This window comes from Aestuariimicrobium ganziense (assembly GCF_015352975.1).
In the GTDB taxonomy this organism is placed as follows: Bacteria; Actinomycetota; Actinomycetes; order Propionibacteriales; family Propionibacteriaceae; genus Aestuariimicrobium; species Aestuariimicrobium ganziense.
In genome coordinates, this window is sequence record NZ_JACYIZ010000003.1 from 313257 (window position 1) to 328518 (window position 15262).

General features: G+C 69.5%; 17 protein-coding genes. 8 read left to right on the plus strand and 9 right to left on the minus strand.

Annotation, left to right across the window (positions count from 1 at the left end):
• Window positions 1–44 precede the first annotated feature (44 nt).
• Window positions 45–425, plus strand: coding sequence for a monooxygenase family protein (locus IE660_RS07460; RefSeq protein WP_328701887.1), 381 nt, complete (start codon window positions 45–47; stop codon window positions 423–425).
• Between the two features lie 98 nt (window positions 426–523).
• On the plus strand, window positions 524–1177 hold the full coding sequence (locus IE660_RS07465) for a hypothetical protein (protein ID WP_203567701.1): 654 nt from the start codon (window positions 524–526) through the stop codon (window positions 1175–1177).
• Between the two features lie 74 nt (window positions 1178–1251).
• Here the strand turns inward: IE660_RS07465 and IE660_RS07470 are convergent, their stop codons facing one another.
• The 3 genes from IE660_RS07470 to IE660_RS07480 are packed head-to-tail and all read right to left on the minus strand — an operon-like array spanning window position 1252 to window position 3098.
• The gene (locus IE660_RS07470) at window positions 1252–1827 is read right to left on the minus strand and encodes a maleylpyruvate isomerase N-terminal domain-containing protein (RefSeq protein ID WP_203567702.1); all 576 of its coding nucleotides are present in this window, start codon (window positions 1825–1827) and stop codon (window positions 1252–1254) included.
• 9 nt (window positions 1828–1836) lie between these two features.
• Window positions 1837–2214 carry a VanZ family protein gene (locus IE660_RS07475; protein ID WP_203567703.1) on the minus strand — a complete coding sequence of 126 codons (378 nt, stop codon included), beginning with the start codon at window positions 2212–2214 and terminating at the stop codon, window positions 1837–1839.
• Between the two features lie 29 nt (window positions 2215–2243).
• Window positions 2244–3098, minus strand: a complete 855-nt coding sequence (locus IE660_RS07480; protein ID WP_203567704.1) for a phosphatase PAP2 family protein — start codon at window positions 3096–3098, stop codon at window positions 2244–2246.
• Window positions 3099–3267: 169 nt separating this feature from the next.
• Here IE660_RS07480 and IE660_RS07485 point away from each other — a divergent pair, with 169 nt between their 5' ends.
• Entirely contained in the window at window positions 3268–4173 is a 906-nt protein-coding gene (locus IE660_RS07485) for an SDR family oxidoreductase (RefSeq protein WP_203567705.1), read from the plus strand.
• A gap of 8 nt (window positions 4174–4181) precedes the next feature.
• On the opposite strand, the gene IE660_RS07490 is transcribed toward IE660_RS07485, so the two are convergent.
• From IE660_RS07490 to IE660_RS07510, 5 genes are all read right to left on the minus strand, one after another.
• Window positions 4182–4658, minus strand: a complete 477-nt coding sequence (locus IE660_RS07490) for a hypothetical protein (RefSeq protein WP_203567706.1) — start codon at window positions 4656–4658, stop codon at window positions 4182–4184.
• A gap of 52 nt (window positions 4659–4710) precedes the next feature.
• Window positions 4711–5370 (minus strand): FMN reductase, encoded by a 660-nt coding sequence (locus IE660_RS07495; protein WP_203567707.1) that lies wholly within the window; start codon window positions 5368–5370, stop codon window positions 4711–4713.
• On the minus strand, window positions 5370–6548 hold the full coding sequence (locus IE660_RS07500) for an LLM class flavin-dependent oxidoreductase (protein ID WP_203567708.1): 1179 nt from the start codon (window positions 6546–6548) through the stop codon (window positions 5370–5372). The genes IE660_RS07495 and IE660_RS07500 overlap by 1 nt, the downstream gene beginning before the upstream one ends.
• A 109-nt stretch (window positions 6549–6657) precedes the next feature.
• Window positions 6658–7212, minus strand: coding sequence for a hypothetical protein (locus IE660_RS07505; RefSeq protein WP_203567709.1), 555 nt, complete (start codon window positions 7210–7212; stop codon window positions 6658–6660).
• 89 nt (window positions 7213–7301) lie between these two features.
• A complete protein-coding gene (locus IE660_RS07510; protein ID WP_203567710.1) occupies window positions 7302–9383 on the minus strand; it encodes an MMPL family transporter in 2082 nt (693 codons plus the stop codon).
• 120 nt (window positions 9384–9503) lie between these two features.
• On the opposite strand from IE660_RS07510, the gene IE660_RS07515 reads away from it, so the two are divergent.
• Window positions 9504–9968 (plus strand): MarR family winged helix-turn-helix transcriptional regulator, encoded by a 465-nt coding sequence (locus IE660_RS07515; protein ID WP_203567711.1) that lies wholly within the window; start codon window positions 9504–9506, stop codon window positions 9966–9968.
• Window positions 9965–10294 carry an iron chaperone gene (locus IE660_RS07520; protein WP_203567712.1) on the plus strand — a complete coding sequence of 110 codons (330 nt, stop codon included), beginning with the start codon at window positions 9965–9967 and terminating at the stop codon, window positions 10292–10294. Before IE660_RS07515 ends, IE660_RS07520 begins: the two co-directional genes overlap by 4 nt.
• Window positions 10295–10306: 12 nt before the next feature.
• Here IE660_RS07520 and IE660_RS07525 read toward each other — a convergent pair whose 3' ends face one another.
• Window positions 10307–11575: an MFS transporter gene (locus IE660_RS07525; RefSeq protein ID WP_203567713.1), complete on the minus strand. Its 1269-nt coding sequence runs from the start codon at window positions 11573–11575 to the stop codon at window positions 10307–10309.
• Between the two features lies 1 nt (window position 11576).
• On the opposite strand from IE660_RS07525, the gene IE660_RS07530 reads away from it, so the two are divergent.
• The 3 genes from IE660_RS07530 to IE660_RS07540 all read left to right on the plus strand — a co-directional run bounded on the left by IE660_RS07530 (window position 11577) and on the right by IE660_RS07540 (window position 15259).
• Complete coding sequence (locus tag IE660_RS07530; RefSeq protein WP_203567714.1) at window positions 11577–12170, plus strand: NADPH-dependent FMN reductase; 594 nt, start codon at window positions 11577–11579, stop codon at window positions 12168–12170.
• Window positions 12171–12235: 65 nt separating this feature from the next.
• A complete protein-coding gene (locus IE660_RS07535; RefSeq protein ID WP_203567715.1) occupies window positions 12236–14050 on the plus strand; it encodes a heparinase II/III domain-containing protein in 1815 nt (604 codons plus the stop codon).
• A gap of 267 nt (window positions 14051–14317) precedes the next feature.
• Window positions 14318–15259, plus strand: coding sequence for an ABC transporter permease (locus IE660_RS07540; protein ID WP_203567716.1), 942 nt, complete (start codon window positions 14318–14320; stop codon window positions 15257–15259).
• The last annotated feature ends 3 nt before the right edge of the window (window positions 15260–15262 follow it).

Consider the following 15262-nt stretch of genomic DNA (forward strand, 5'->3'; position numbering starts at 1 on the left):
GGAGGGGGCATCGCGTTGGCTGGCGGTGAAGCCGCTGGTGGCCGGTGTTCATCGCCATGCCTCGGATGCTCGCCCACCTGGCCCGCAATCCCCGCGTGGGCATGCTGGGCCAGCACCTGTGGTTCGGTCGCACCACGCTGATGCTGTCGTACTGGCGAAGCCCCGAGCACCTGCAACGCTTCGCCTCCGACCGCGATGCCCCGCACCTCGAGCCGTGGCGCCGGTTCACCCGGCGGATCGGGGGCGACGGCACGGTCGGCATCTGGCACGAGACCTACCAGGCGTCACCGGGCCAACGTGAGGTGGTCTACGTCGACATGCCCGACTTCGGTCTGGGTGGGGTGATGGGTGTCGAGCCGGTCGGACGCGGCACCGCGACCGCGCGTCAGCGGCTGCGCCGGGGCGCCGAGGAGGACTCACAGTAGGAGGTGACCCTGCTGACAGCGTCCACACAGGCTGACTGGGTTCAGTGGTGATCACCAAGGGCCGCCCACCGGGGCGGCCACCAGACGAGGAGTTCACCATGTTCACGAAGAAGTTCGCCCTGGCCACGGCCGGACTGGCCACCGCCGCCATCGCCGGGCTCGGCCTGCTCAGCAGCGGCAGCATGGCCCAGGCCGAGACCGCCAACCCGACCTCGACCCCCAGCGCCACCACGTCGGCGACGGCCGGCACCGGGCAGGGCACGCCCGACCAGGACGGCAACGGCTGCGAGGGACGCGGTGGCAAGGGTGGCCCGGGTCACAGCCACACCGCAGCGACTTCGGACGAGACCGCGAAGGTGACGGCTGCGGTCAAGGCCAAGGACGCCACGATCACCGTCGAGAACGTGATGAAGGACGAGGACGGTTCGTTCGACGTGCGTGGCACCAAGGACGGCAGCCCGGTGCACGTGGAGGTGTCGGCCGACCTGAAGACCATCGAGGTGCTCGATGCCGCCGATCGTGGCGGCCGTGGGCCGGGCGGGCGCGGTGGTCATGACCACACCGCGGCCACCACCGACGAGACCGCGAAGGTGACGGCTGCGGTCAAGGCCAAGGACGCCACGATCACGGTCGAGAACGTGATGAAGGACGAGGACGGTTCGTTCGACGTGCGTGGCACCAAGGACGGCAGCCCGGTGCATGTCGAGGTGTCGGCCGACCTGAAGACCATCGAGGTGCGCACCAAGCGCTGAGCCGCCTCGCGCGAGGCCCGGGAGCACCGATCAGGGTGCCTCCCGGGCCTCGTCAGGTGTGGGGCGGTGGGGCCTCAATCGTGGGGCGGGGTCCACTGCGGGTCGCGTCCGATGATCGCGACCAGGCGGGCGATCGCGGGGCGCGACTCGTCCAGCACCACCGGGGTGCCGAACTGGCCCGAGGCGGCCAGGGTGTCCTTCATCGCCGTCATGCCGTTCGCCATGCCCTCGACCATGCCCGGGTCGAGGTTGGCCTCCTGACCGCTGGCCCTGGCGAGGTCCCAGGAGTGCATCGCCACGTCGGAGATGTAGTACTGGGCGATCACCTGCTCCAGCGGCACCTGCTGACCGTCGTCCTGCCCGGGTGGGGTGACCATGGCGCCGGCGCGCTCGGGATCGTCCAACATGTCCTGCACCTGGCTGCTGAAGCCGGGCCAGACGCCGGCCGGGTCGTCCTCGCCGGCGGCGACGTCGGGGAAGTCGACCTCCATGGCGTGCAGGAAGCCGGGGAACCAACTGGTGAGGTGGCCGATGATGTCGCGGGCGCGCCACTCCTTGACCGGGGTCGGGGCGTCCCAGTCGGTGACGCCGTCGACCAGGCGGCTGAACTCTGCCGCGACTGCTGCGTGCTGCTCTGAGATCTGGCTCATGCGGCCACTCTAGGCGGCGCTCGACCCACCCGTCCGTTGCTTGGACGAGCGACCGCTGGCCCGGTCGACCAGCACGCCGACGCCGACGCCCAGCGCCACCCCGACCAAGTCGGCGACCGCGTCGAGTGGGTCGCCCTGTCGGCGTCCCAGCAGCCAGGACTGCACCAGTTCGGAGACCACCGCGTGTGCTGCGAACGCTGCCACCACCCAGCGTCGTCCTGACAGGAACCTCGTCCAACCCAGCGCCACCGGCACCCCGAAGCCGAGCAGGTGGGCGACCTTGTCGGTGTGACGGGGCCAGGTCGAGTCGACCTCAGGACTGGGGGAGTACAGAACGATCAGGTGGAACACGGTCGCCACCACGAAGGCCAGAGTCAGGGTCGCCACCCACCAGCGGGGACGAGGCCTCGACCCACTCACTGCACGGTGCCGGAGGGCTTGGCCTCGCCCAGTTCCTCCGGCGAGGGCACGTCGGCGGCCTCTTCGAGTTGTCGGTGGTAGCGGTGGTGGGTCAGGTGCAGCCGGTGCGCAACCACCATCACCACGATCCAGCCGGCGCCCAGGACCCAACCCGAGATCACGTCACTGAGCCAGTGGTGACCCAGGTAGACCCGGCTCAGGCCCATCAGCAGCGAGTACAGCCCGGCTGCGACCACGATCGAGACCATGCCAGCCCGGTGGCGAACCCGTGTGAGCAGGATGTAGGCGATCATCCCCGACAGCACCGTGGCGTTCATGGCGTGGCCCGACGGGAAGCTGAACGAGTGCTCGAACGGCGGGATGGCATCCGACAGTGGCGGACGGTGGCGGGCGATCAGCAACTTGCCGGCGATGGTGATCGCCAGCGATCCGATGCCGGCCAGGCCGGCGAGCACGATCGGCGTCCAACTCTTCCAGCGCCACGACAACAGACCCATCGACACAGCGACCAGGATCGGGGTGACCACGGGCCCGCCGATCGTGGTGAACCAGGTCACCGCAGTGGCCGCCCAGGCCGGTCGGCGCTCTATCGCCCAGTCGAGCACGCTGCGGTCGAAGCGCACCATCCACTCCTGGTCACGCACCATCTCGTACAGCTCGCCGAACACGATGGCGGTGAGGAAGGCGCCCAGCGCGCCGACCGCGATCAGGGCGATCATCACCCAGCGCCAGGTCGTCCACTTGCTGGCGGCCAGGATCAGACGGGCCAGCAGCCGTCCGGGCGGGGACTTCCACTGGGCGAGGTCACGGTCGCCAATGGTCTCCTCGAAGGGGCGTGCTGTCAGGTCCATCCGCACATTGTGGTGCATCGCGGTGTGCGCGCGCTCCTGACCCGTCCCGCCCTCGCCCGCGCAGACAGGCCACCACCGCCCAAAAGGGTGCAGGGCCGAACCGGTCAGGGATGCTGCGGCATGGCGGCCCGTAGCGTCGAACGCGAACCCCAACCCGGAAGAGGCATCGATGAACCCCAGCAGCAAGTCCCCCCGCACCGAGTCCAGCGCAGAGTCCCAGCGCGCCGACCTGTCGTCCATCCCCGCGCAGAAGCAGCCCTGGCCGGGCACGGTCAGCGACCTCGACCCGCATCCCGACCACGGCGAGCAGGCCTGGACCCCGCGCGGGCGCCTCGAGGGCAAGCGTGCGCTGATCACCGGCGGTGACTCCGGCATCGGACGAGCCGTCGCGGTCACCTTCGCGCTCGAGGGTGCCGACGTGGTGATTGGACACTTGCCCGAGGAGCAGGAGGACGCCGAGGAGACCAAGCGCCTGGTCGAACAGGCCGGACGCACGTGCGAACTCGTCGCCGGAGACCTGCGCACCCTGGAGGAGAACAAGAAGCTCGGCGACGCCGCGGTCAAGGCCTTGGGCGGTCTCGACGTACTGGTCTGCAACGCCGCCTACCAGATGGCCTTCGACGAGGTGGAGAAGTTCCCCGAGCACCAGATCGAGCGCACCTTCGCCACCAACGTGTTCTCACCGTTCTGGCTGGTGCAGCACCTGGCCGACGAACTCGAGGGCGGCGGTGTCGCGCTGGTCACCACCTCGGTGCAGGCCTACCAGCCCTCGGAGCACCTGCTCGACTACGCCGCCACCAAGGCTGCGCTGAACAACCTGGTGGTCAACCTCGCCGCCGACCTGGGCCCGCGCGGCATCCGGGTCAACGCGGTCGCTCCCGGGCCGATCTGGACTCCGCTGATCCCGGCGACCATGTCGGAGAGCAAGGTCAAGGACTTCGGCGCCGACACCCCGCTGGGGCGTGCCGGGCACCCGGTCGAGGTGGCCGCAGCGTTCGTCTTCCTCGCCTCGGACGAGGCCAGCTACGTCTCAGGAACGGTCCTCGGGGTGACCGGGGGCAAGGCCGTCTTCTGAGGCCTGCGTCAGCGCCCCAGCTCGAGTCCGGTGACCTCGACGATCGAGGCCACCAGGGCGCCGAAGTGCTCCCCGAAGTGGGGTGAACGCAGCTTCAGGTTCCCGCCGTCGTGCTTCACCAGCAAGGTGGTGACGCCCTGCGCCTGCTGCAGGCCCAGTTGCCGGATGCTCTGGGTCGGGATCTCGACGATCGCACGGCTGGTCTCGCCCTTGGGGGCACTGATCATCGCCTCAGTGACCACCACCTCGCGCCGGCCCATGCCCAGCATTCGGAAGGAGGCGATCGCCAGCGGAACGCCGATGGCCACCAGCGCGGCGAAGACCACCCACACGTACTCGGAGTCGAGGGGCACAGCGCCGAACACCGACAACCCCCAGTCCTTGACGATCGCGAGCACCCCGCCGATGGCCAACGCCAGACCGAGCACCACTCCCAGCAACGCGGTGGTCTTCGGTAGGCGGTACTCGAACCGCTGCTCCCGCATCAGGAACCCCCTTGCTTGATCGGCACTCGAAGCACCCTAAGGCGTTGCCGGGTCACCCCGCTGGGCGGGTCACCCGCGCGAGCATCTCCTCGACCGGCACCGACTGCTCGCCGAAGGCGTCCGCCGGTCGCCGGGCCTGGCTCGGACGACCGGCCAGGCGAGAGGCCAGCTCTGACCCGGCGCGGGCGATCCGCTCCGTGATGGCGCCGCCCTCCCCCGACCCGAAGTCGGCGGTGGCGGCGAACACCCCGGTGCGCACCGGGTCTGCGCCGAGGTAGGAGAACAACGGACGCAAGGCGTGGTCGAGCATCAGCGAGTGCCGCTCCGACCCGCCGGTCGCGCCGACCAGCACGGGCTTGCCGTTGAGGGTGCCCGGCTCGATCACGTCGACGAACGTCTTGAACATGCCCGAGTAGGACGCCGAGAAGGTGGGCGAGACTGCGATCAGGCCGTCGGCTCCGGCCACGGCCGCCAGGTCTTCGGCCAGCTCGCCGGATGAGAAGCCGGTGAGCATGGTGTCGGCCAGGGCGTGGGCGTGGGTGCGCAGGTCGATCACCTGCACGCTCGCCTCGCCGCCTTGCTCAGCCACCGCGGCGACCGTGGCGTCGGCGAGCCGGTCGGCCAGCATGCGGGTGGTCGAGGGCACCCGCATGCCGCCGTTGAGCACGACGATCCGGTGCCTCGGTGTCTGGGGGTTCTGGTCCTGGGTCATCACTCCACCTCCGTGAGCACGTTGGCGTCCTCGGCGCGGGTGCCGGTCCAGCGATCGACCTGCACGGCGCGATCGGTCGGCACGATGCCGGCGGTGTCGGTGGGGCCGCCGTTGGCCTCGACCAGCGAGGCATGGGTTGGCGCGTCCGGCACACCGGGCTTGCGCAGCTTCGCGAACTCCTCACGCAGCACCGGGACGACCGCGGCGCCGAGCAGTTCGACCTGCTTGAGCACCTTGTCCAAGGGCAGTCCGGCGTGGTCGATCAGGAACATCTGACGCTGGTAGTCGCCGACGTAGTCCCGGAAACCCAGGGTGCGCTCGATCACCAGCTCGGGCGATCCGACGGTCAGCGGGGTCTCGCGGGTGAAGTCCTCCAGGCTCGGGCCGCCGCCATAGACCGGGGCGTTGTCGAAGTAGGGGCGGAACTCGTCCACCGCGTCCTGGGAGTTCTTGGCCATGTAGACCTGCCCGCCGATGCCGACGATGGCCTGGTCGTAGGAGCCGTGGCCGTAGTGCTCGTAGCGGCGACGGTAGAGGTCGACCATCCGGGCGGTGTGGCTCGGTGGCCAGAAGATGTGGTTGTGGAAGAAGCCGTCACCGTAGTAGGCGGCCTGCTCGGCGATCTCGGGCGAGCGGATCGAGCCGTGCCACACGAACGGGGCGACCCCGTCGAGCGGACGAGGAGTCGAGGTGAAGCCGGTCAGCGGGGTGCGGAACTGGCCCTCCCAGTCGACGACGTCCTCGCGCCACAGCCGGTGCAGCAGGTTGTAGTTCTCGATGCTGAGCTCGATGCCGCGGCGGATGTCCTTGCCGAACCAGGGGTAGACCGGGCCGGTGTTGCCGCGGCCGAGCATCAGGTCCATCCGACCGTCGACCAGGTGCTGCAGGGTCGCGTAGTCCTCGGCGATCCGCACCGGGTCGGTGGTGGTGATCAGCGTGGTCGCGGTCGAGAGCAGGATGTTCTCGGTGTGCGCGGCGATCCAGGCCATCGTCGTGGTCGGCGACGAGGCCACGAACGGCGGGTTGTGGTGCTGGCCGACGGCGAACACGTCGAGCCCGACCTGGTCGGCGAGCTTGGCGATCTCGACCTGGGCCTTGATCCGCCGGTACTCGGTGGGGGTGACGCCGGTGGTGGGGTCGGTGGTGACGTCGCCCACACTGAACAGGCCGAACTGCATGGTGATCTCCTCGTGAGGCACGCGTCGTCCGGACGATCCGGGGTGCGCCAGTCACCCTCCTCAACGAGGAGCGGCACGAGTTCATTCCCTAATTGAACCCTCAATTACCTCAGCGCTGGCCGTCGAGCGGCTGGTCCCAGCCCTGCGCGGGCGGGTTGAACTGCGGGGTGCCCTCGCCAGGAGCCGGATGCTGCTCCGGTGCGGGCTGCGCGCTGGGTGCCTGCGCGGGATCGGGCTGCACGGGAGGCTGCTGTCCGGGTGCCTGCTGTCCGCCGGCCAGTGCGGCCTGGATACGCTGGATCGCCTCGGCCTCCTCGGGGGCGACGCCCTTGCTGGCCTCGGCCACCTGCTGGCAGGCAGCGAGCACGACATTGCGGAACCCGTCGAGGGCCTGCGGGTCGCGTCCGAGGATCTGGACGGCCTGGTTGAGGTCGTCGTAGACGTTCTGGGCAGCCTCTTCGCGGCTGCTGGCCCGCTCGGGCATGATCATGCCGCCCTGCAGCAGGCTCTTGACCGGCTCGGGGGCGTCGGCCAAGGCACGCGACCCGGCCAGGGACTCCTTGAACATGGCGAAGAAGCCGGGGTCAGCCTGCGACACGAGTGACATGGAGCCGAGTGCGGCTCGGCGGACGATCTCTTGCTCGTCGTTGGTGTAGTCAGCCATGGCGAGACGTTAGTGGCGCCATCGCACCGCTGAGGACGAAACGTCGTCCGCCCACCTCCCTCGGGGTGAGGGGAGTGCGCCGACCGGGCTCAGGCGGTCGCGTCCGCAGTCACCCCTGCAGCCTCGTCCTTGGGCCCGATCCTGCGCGGCCACCAGAACTTCTCACCGATGGTCAGCGACAGGGCGGGGACGAGGATCGTGCGCACCAGCAGGGTGTCGAGCAGCACGCCCAGGCAGATGATCGCGCCGATCTGGGCGAGCACGACCAGGGGCAGCACGCCGAGCACCGCGAACACCGCGGCGAGCAGGATGCCGGCCGAGGTGATCACGCCACCGGTGGCGCCCAGACCCCGCAGCATGCCCTCGCGGACGCCGTGGGTGGCGGCCTCCTCCTTGGCGCGGGTGACCAGGAAGATGTTGTAGTCCACGCCGAGGGCGACCAGGAACAGGAACGAGAGCACGGGCACGGTGCTGTCGAGGGCGCTGAAGCCGAACAGGCCGGTGAAGATCCACCACGAGGCACCCATCGAGGCCAGGAAGGTGCCGACCACGGTGAGCACCAGCAGTACCGGTGCCAAGAGTGAGCGCAGCAGCACCACGAGCGCCACCATCACCAGCAGCAGGATCAGCGGGATGATCAGCATGCGGTCGCGCGCGGTGGCGTCGGCCTCGTCGATCGCCCGGGCGGTGGTGCCGCCGACGTGGGTCTGGTCATGGTCGGCCAGCGCGGTGCGCAGGGCGGTCACGGTGTCGCGGGCCTCGGCAGTGTCCGGGTCGGACGAGAGCACGGCCCGGAACTCGGTGATGCCGTTGGCCTGGTTGGTCTGGGCGACCTGGGACAGGCCGTCGACCCCCTCGATCGCGGCCTTGACCTCTGCCGGGTCGTCCTTGGTGAGTACCTGCACCGGATCGGCCGAACCGGCCGGGAACGACTCGGCAAGCCGCTCCGAGGCAGCGATCGCCTCGGGCTTGGTGAGGAACTGCTCCTCCTGGGGCAGGCCGAGCTTCACCTGGGTGAGGCCGATCGCCAGCGCGGCGATCACACCCAGGGCGACCGCCACCCACAGCGGCGGGCGCTTGGCGACGGTGTCGCCGACGCGGCGCCACATCGAGCGACTCTCGGCCAGGGTGGCCTGGCCGACCTTGGGGGTGCTCGGCCAGAAGATCCATCGTCCGAACATCGACAGCGCACCCGGCAGCACCACCAAGGCGCCGACCATCGCGATCGCAATGCCCACCGCGCAGGCCAGGCCGAGGCCGCGCAGCGACGGGGTGAGTGACAGCAGCAGGGTGAGCACGCCCACCACGACCGTGGTCGCCGAGGCGAACACCGGCTCGATGGTCTGGCGCAACGCCTGCTGCAGGGCCAGGTGGCGATCCTCGGTGGAGCGCAGTTCGTCGCGGTAGCGCGAGATCAGCAGCAGCGAGTAGTTCGTGCCGGCGCCGAAGACCAGCACCGACAGGATGCCGGTGGTCGAGTCGTCGAACGGTACGCCGGCCCACTTGAGCACGTGGGTGGCGATCACGGCCGCACCCTGGTCGGCCACGCCCACCACGGTCAGCGGGATCAACCACAGGAACGGTGAGCGGTAGGTGACGATCAGCAGGATCGCCACCACGGTGGCGGTGGCGGCCAGCAGCCGGATGTTGGCGCCGTCGAAGACCGCCGACAGGTCGGCCTGCACAGCCGCTGGACCGGTGACCTGCACCGTCACGCCGTCGGGGGCACGCTCCTTGAGGTCGGCGCGCAGTGTCTTGACCTGCTCGTTGTTGTCGAGCAGCGAGTTCGACTCGATCAGCACCGTGCCGAGGGCAGCCGTCCCGTCCTCGCTCGGGATCACCGGGGGCGGTCCGCCCTGGGCCGGCGGAGCGGCCTGGTCACCCTTGACCTCGGTCATCAGCTTCATCAGGGCACCGAGGTGTTCCTGGCTGAGGACGCCCTGGTCGGCGGTGAACAGCACGACAGCGGCCGCGCCCTCCTCCTGGGGCAGTTCGGAGCTCCACTCGGTGGCGATCGTGCTGCCCTTGCCCACCGGAAGGCTGTCGGTCGGGGCGGCGTCGGGCTTGAACGGGCCGACCATGCCGATCAGCACCAGGAACAGCAGGACGCCCCCCACGCCGAAGATCCAGCCGGTGCGCCGGGCGGTGATCAGGCGGGTCAAGGCGTCCATGGGGGCTCCTCGGTCGGTGGTCGTGCTTGCCAGCCGCACGACCGCAACGGGTAGATTGGGCGGGGAAGTCAGTCAACAAGTGACTAAGTTGGTGAGCAATCTACGGAGGTGTCGGGGTTCATGTCCACTCAGCCCCCTGATCACCTCGCGTGGGTCGACGGTTGGGAGTCGACCGGGTCGGTCGAGGCGATGCGCGAGTTCGCCCAGCTCATCGCCAAGGTCAATCCCGCGATCGCCCGCCGGGCCGGACTGAGCGCCAGCGAGCTGGCCACCCTGGAGTTGCTCTCGCAGGAACCCCACGGTCCGGTCGCGCTCAGCCGCGAACTCGGGGTCACCTCGGCGGCGGCCTCGGGCATTGTCGACCGCTTGGTCTCCCGCGGGCATGCCGAGCGGCTGCCTCACCGTCAGGACGGCCGGCGCACCGTCGTGGTGATCTCGGAATCGGGGCGCGCCGAGGTGCTGGGCCACCTGATGCCGATGCTGCTGCGGATGGCCGAGTTGGACGCCCAGTTCACCGAGGACGAGCGCGCCGTCGTCGAGCGCTACGTGCGCGGTGCCTGCGACGCCCTGCGGCGGCTGGTGTGAGCACCGAGGCCTACCTGGCCGGTGTGCCGGACGCAGCTCAGCCTCGGCTCGAGCAGTTGATCGCGCTCGTCCGCGACGAGTTGCCCGGCGCCGACGAGACCATCGCCCACGCGATCCCCACCTTCAAGGTCGCCGGACGCAGCATCGTCCACCTCGGCGGCTACGCGCGGCACTGCTCGATCCACCCGATCCCCGAGGGGGACGAGGCCTACCGCGAGGCGATCGCTGGGTACGTGGCGGGACGCGGAACGCTGCGCTTCCGGCACGATCGCGAGTTGCCCGTCGACCTGGTGCGGACGACCGTGCGCCTGCTCGCAGAGCGCTGAGGTTTCGAGACCTCACTCGCCGGGGTGGGTGCGGCGCATCACCGCGAGCCCGACCGCCGAGACGAGGCACAGCACCGTCGGCACCCAGAACACCCCGGGCAGGCCCAGCGAACCGACCGCCAGCCCGGCGGTCAACCCGCCGGCGGCCGAGGCGACAGAACTGGCCGACATGAACACACTCGACGCGGTCGCCAGACGCTGGCTCCACAGCCGTTGCGCCACCACGATGCCCAGCGCAGCGATGGTGGCCCACATCACCCCGACCAAGGCTTGACCCAGGAACAGCGGCCACACCGAGGTGGCCGTCGCGAACAGCAGGTTGGCGGCCACTCCGGCCAGTGCCCCACCGACCAGGACGGTCAGGCTGCCGAACCGGTTGGCCAGCAGCGCGAACACCGGCATCATCAGGAACTCGACGGTCTGCTGGGTGCCGATCACGGCACCGAAGGTGGCCGCCGAGGTGCCCAGTTCGGTGTCCATGAAGATCGGTAGGTAGGCGTACTTCATCGCGTTGCCGGTCAGCGCCAGCACGCAGAGCAGGGTGAAGACCAGCAGCGGAGCCGCGCCCTCGCGTCCTTGGTGGGCGACCGCTGCGGTCGCCGCGGCAGCGGTGGTCTGCTGCGCGGGTTCGGTGGGCTCGGCGGCTTCAGCGGGGGTGGCGGGCGACTCGTCCCGGTCGTGGTGCCGCAGCAGCGGCAGCATCTGCAGCAGCGACCCCAAGGCGGCCAGCACCAGCACCATCCGCAGGTTGATCGCCTGGGCGAGCAGGGCACCCAGCATCGGGCCGATGATCCAACCACCGGTCATCCCCATCCGGATGACCGCCATGGTCGGCGCGATCTCCACACTGGGGCGGGTGGCCAGCCGCTCGCGCACCGCGGCGAACAGCTGCCCCCCGACGGCTCCGCTGAAGCCGAGCAGCAGGCTGGCCGAGACGAACGGCACCCACACCGCGGTGGCCGAGGCGGTCACCAGCCAGCCGGCGGCGGTGAGCAGGCTGGCCAGCCGGAAGGCGCGCAGCCGTCGTCCGTCGCGGTCGGAGACCGAGCCCATCAGCCAGCCCAGCACCGGTGCGGTGATGTTGGTCAGGAAGTACATCCCGGCCACCGGCAGCGAGGCGCCGAGGGTCTGGGTGAGGAACAGCCCCAACTGTGGGGCCATCACCGATCCACTGACACCGACCAGCACCATCGACACCAGCGCCCCGCGCAGGAAGGGGGTCGCCCAGATCGTGCGCAGTGCGCCGCGCAGGCTCGTGCTGGACGAGGTGGAGGTGGTCACGGTGGCTCGTTTCGGTTCGGTGGGCAGCCTACCGACTGGGCCCGGCACCCGGCCCGTGCGCAATGGCGCCGCCATCGCCGAGCAGGTCGTGCCCCACCTCGCCGAGGGTTCGGGCGCCATCGTCAAGGTCGTCGACCTGCGCGAGCTCGCGCTGCCGCTGCTGGACGAGCCGAAGCTGCCCGCCATGGGCGACTACCAGCGCGACCACACCCGGGCATGGTCCGAGATCGTCAACGCCTCCGACGCGATGGTCTGGCTCACGCCGGAGTACAACGGCGGCTTCACCGCTGCGGCCAAGAACGCGATCGACTCACTGTTCGCCGAGTGGGCCGCCAAGCCGACCGCGGTCGTCGGCTACGGCTTCGGTGGGGGACGACGTTCCGCCCCGATGCTGGCCACCATCCTGGGCAACGTGAAGGCCGACCTGGTCGGTGAGCCGGTGCTGATGCCCTACGCAGACCACGCTCCCGGTGAGAACGGTCTGGTCGCCGACCCGGCCGCCATGATCGCGCCTTACGCCGACGACCTGCGTACCGCCGGTCGCGCCCTGGCCGACCGCATCACCCAGCGCGCGGAGCAGCAGCCCGCCGCCTGAGCCTGTGTGGTCGTCCTCGGCCGACCCGCGATGAGCGAGGGAGTGCGCCGCCTAGGGTGAGCTGCATGGTGACGCAGTGGTGGGACGATCCGGCGTGGCCCATCCCCGCGGCCACCGATCGGCACGCGTGGGGGGAGGGTCTCCCGGACCCGGAGGCGGCCCGGGCGGTGGTTGAGCGAGCGCGGCAGGCACTGGAGTCGCCTTGGCCAACCCTGCCGGCCAGCGGCTGGGCACGGATCCACCGCGACCGGGACAGGGACAGCTACGAGCAGGTGCTCTGGGCCCGGGAGCGACGTCTGACCGATGCGGCCGTGGCCGCCGCGGTGACCGCCGAGCAGCGCTTCATCGACGACGTCGGTGACGGGGTCTGGGCGCTGTGCGAGCAGAGTTCATGGTGCTGGCCGGCCCACGACGAGACCCACAGCCGCACCGGAGCCGTGCTGCCCGATGTCGAATCCCCTTGTCTCGACCTGGGCGCTGGCGAAGTCGCCGCGCAACTGGCCTGGCTCGACCGCCTGCTGGGCGCCGACCTCGATCAGCGACTGCCCGGACTGCGTGACCGCGTCCGTCTCGAAGTCCGGCGCCGGGTGCTGACCCCGATGCTGGAGCGCCAGGACTGGCACTGGTTGGGCCTGCACGGCGACGCGCACAACTGGACGGCGTGGATCCACGGCAACGTCCTGGTCGCGGCCCTGGTGTTCGCCGAGCCTGACCAACGCTCGGAACTTGTGCGGCGTTGCCTCGCCGGACTGCGTCGCTACGCCAACTGCCTGCCCGATGACGGTGCGATCGACGAGGGGTCCGGCTACTGGTGGAATGGCGCCTGCCGGGCGCTGGAGGCCGCGGGACTGGTCGCCCATGCGAGCCGTGGCACTGCCAGTCTGGTCGACGGTGCGGTGGGTCTGCGCGCCAGCGTGGCCTTCCCTCATCACATGCATCTGGGCGGGGAGTGGACGATCTCGTTCTCTGATGCCCAGGCTCGGCGTGACCCGGCCCACGACCCGTGGCACGCCCTGTTCGCTGCGGCGCGCCTGGTGGGTGACCAGGACGCCACCGCCTTCGCCCTGTCCCAGCGGCGACGCGGAGTGCCCTCCGACGATCGTGGTCTGGGGCGACTCCTGGCCAGCCTGCAGGACCGGGACTGGGCCAACGATCCGTCGGGGCAGGCGAGCCACCCGGGGAGCGTCTGGTTCCCCTCGGTTCAGGTGCTGGTCGCGCGCCAGCAGCCCGGCTCGTGCTCGGGGTTGACGGTCGCGGTCAAGGGAGGTCACAACGCCGAGAACCACAACCACAACGACCTCGGCAGCCTGATCGTGGCCGTTGACGGGATCCCGGTGGTGGTCGACCCGGGGCGGCCGACCTACACCTTGGGGATGTTCGGGGACGACCGCTACGACACCTGGGTGCTCACCAGCGACGCCCACAGTGTGCCTCGTCCACATGGGCTGCCCCAGCGGGCCGGCGCCGACCGACGGGCAGAGCTGCTCGCCGTTGACCATGGCCCGCACGGGGCTGAGGTGGTCCTCGACCTGAGTGGTGCCCATGACCTGCCACCCGGCTCCCGGTGGGTCCGCGGGGTCTCGCTCGATCGTGGGGCAGGGGCCGTCGTCGTCGACGACCAGTGGAGGCTCTCGCCCGGCGTGGCGTCGCAGGTCGCCTACGTCCTGGCCGGTGAGGTCACCCTTGACGCCGAGCGGACGATCCGTGCCACCCATGCCGGCCGCCAGCTGCTCATCTCCTTGTCAGGTGGCACTGTGCGGCTCCAGGTCGTCCCCCTGGCCGATCCGATGCTGACCAGCGTCTGGGGCACGGACCTGACCATCGCTGTGGTCGACGTCGATGGGCTTGAGCGGCTGGTGGCCACCATGCGAGCAGCCTGATTCTGACTCCCTCGGAGGGCGACGCCGGCGAATGGGCGTTACCCAACCGTTATAATTACCCTTAGTAGAACCTCTTGACGAACTCATGCGCTGGTTCGTAGCCTCCTGTCACCGGACGAGGCAACGGTGCTCGTCCCGGGGTGGCCTCGGCCGCCGCGGCCGTGAGGTGTCACCGATGTCGCCTCGTCGTTCCGGCCCCGTCTCGGACAGGGAGGACCTACGCCTGTGGGAATGCAGTCCACCGAGCGCGCAGTCGAAGCGCCCGCCGTGACCCGACCGTCACGCGCCAAGGGGTACGCCTCGTTCTGGAAGGGCGTGTCGCACAGCAAGATGCTGCTGCTGATGTGCCTGCCGGCCATCGTCTTCTTCCTGGTGTTCGCCTACGGCCCGATGCCAGGGGCCTACATCGCCTTCACCAACTTCAACTACCGCGACGGAATCTTCGGCAGCCCCTTCGTGGGGATGAAGAACTTCGAGTTCCTGATCAAGTCGGGACAGCTGTGGCTGCTGACCAAGAACACGGTCCTCTACAACCTGGCCTTCATCGTGATCGGCAACGTGCTGCAGATCGGTCTGGCGATCATGCTCAACGAGATTCGCTCCAAGTACTTCAAGAAGGTCAGCCAAGCGCTGATGTTCCTGCCCTACTTCGTCTCGGTGGTGCTGATCGGCGTCATCGCGTTCAACCTGCTGAACTACGACACCGGTGCGGTGAACGCCCTGATCCTCGAGACCGGCGGCAACCCGCTCAAGATCTACAGCATGGCGGGGCTGTGGCCCTTCATCATCATCATCGCCCACCTGTGGCAGAGCACCGGCTACGGGTCGATCGTCTACTTCGCCGCGATCATGGGCCTCGACGACTCGATGTTCGAGGCGGCGGCGATCGACGGGGCCTCGGCCTGGCAGCGCATCCGCTACATCATCCTCCCGAGCCTGAAGCCGACCTTCATCATCCTGCTGCTGTTCGCCCTGGGTGGCATCATGCGCGGCAACTTCGGCCTCTTCTGGAACCTGGTCGGCAACAATGCGCAGCTCTACCAGACCACCGACATCATCGAGACCTCGGTCTACCGGATGCTCGTCTCGCAGAACAACTTCACGACCTCCACCGCGGTGGGTCTCTACCAGTCCCTGTTCGGATTCGTCCTGGTCATGACGGTCAACTGGATCGTCCGCCGGATCAACCCCGACTACGCCCTGTTCTGAGGA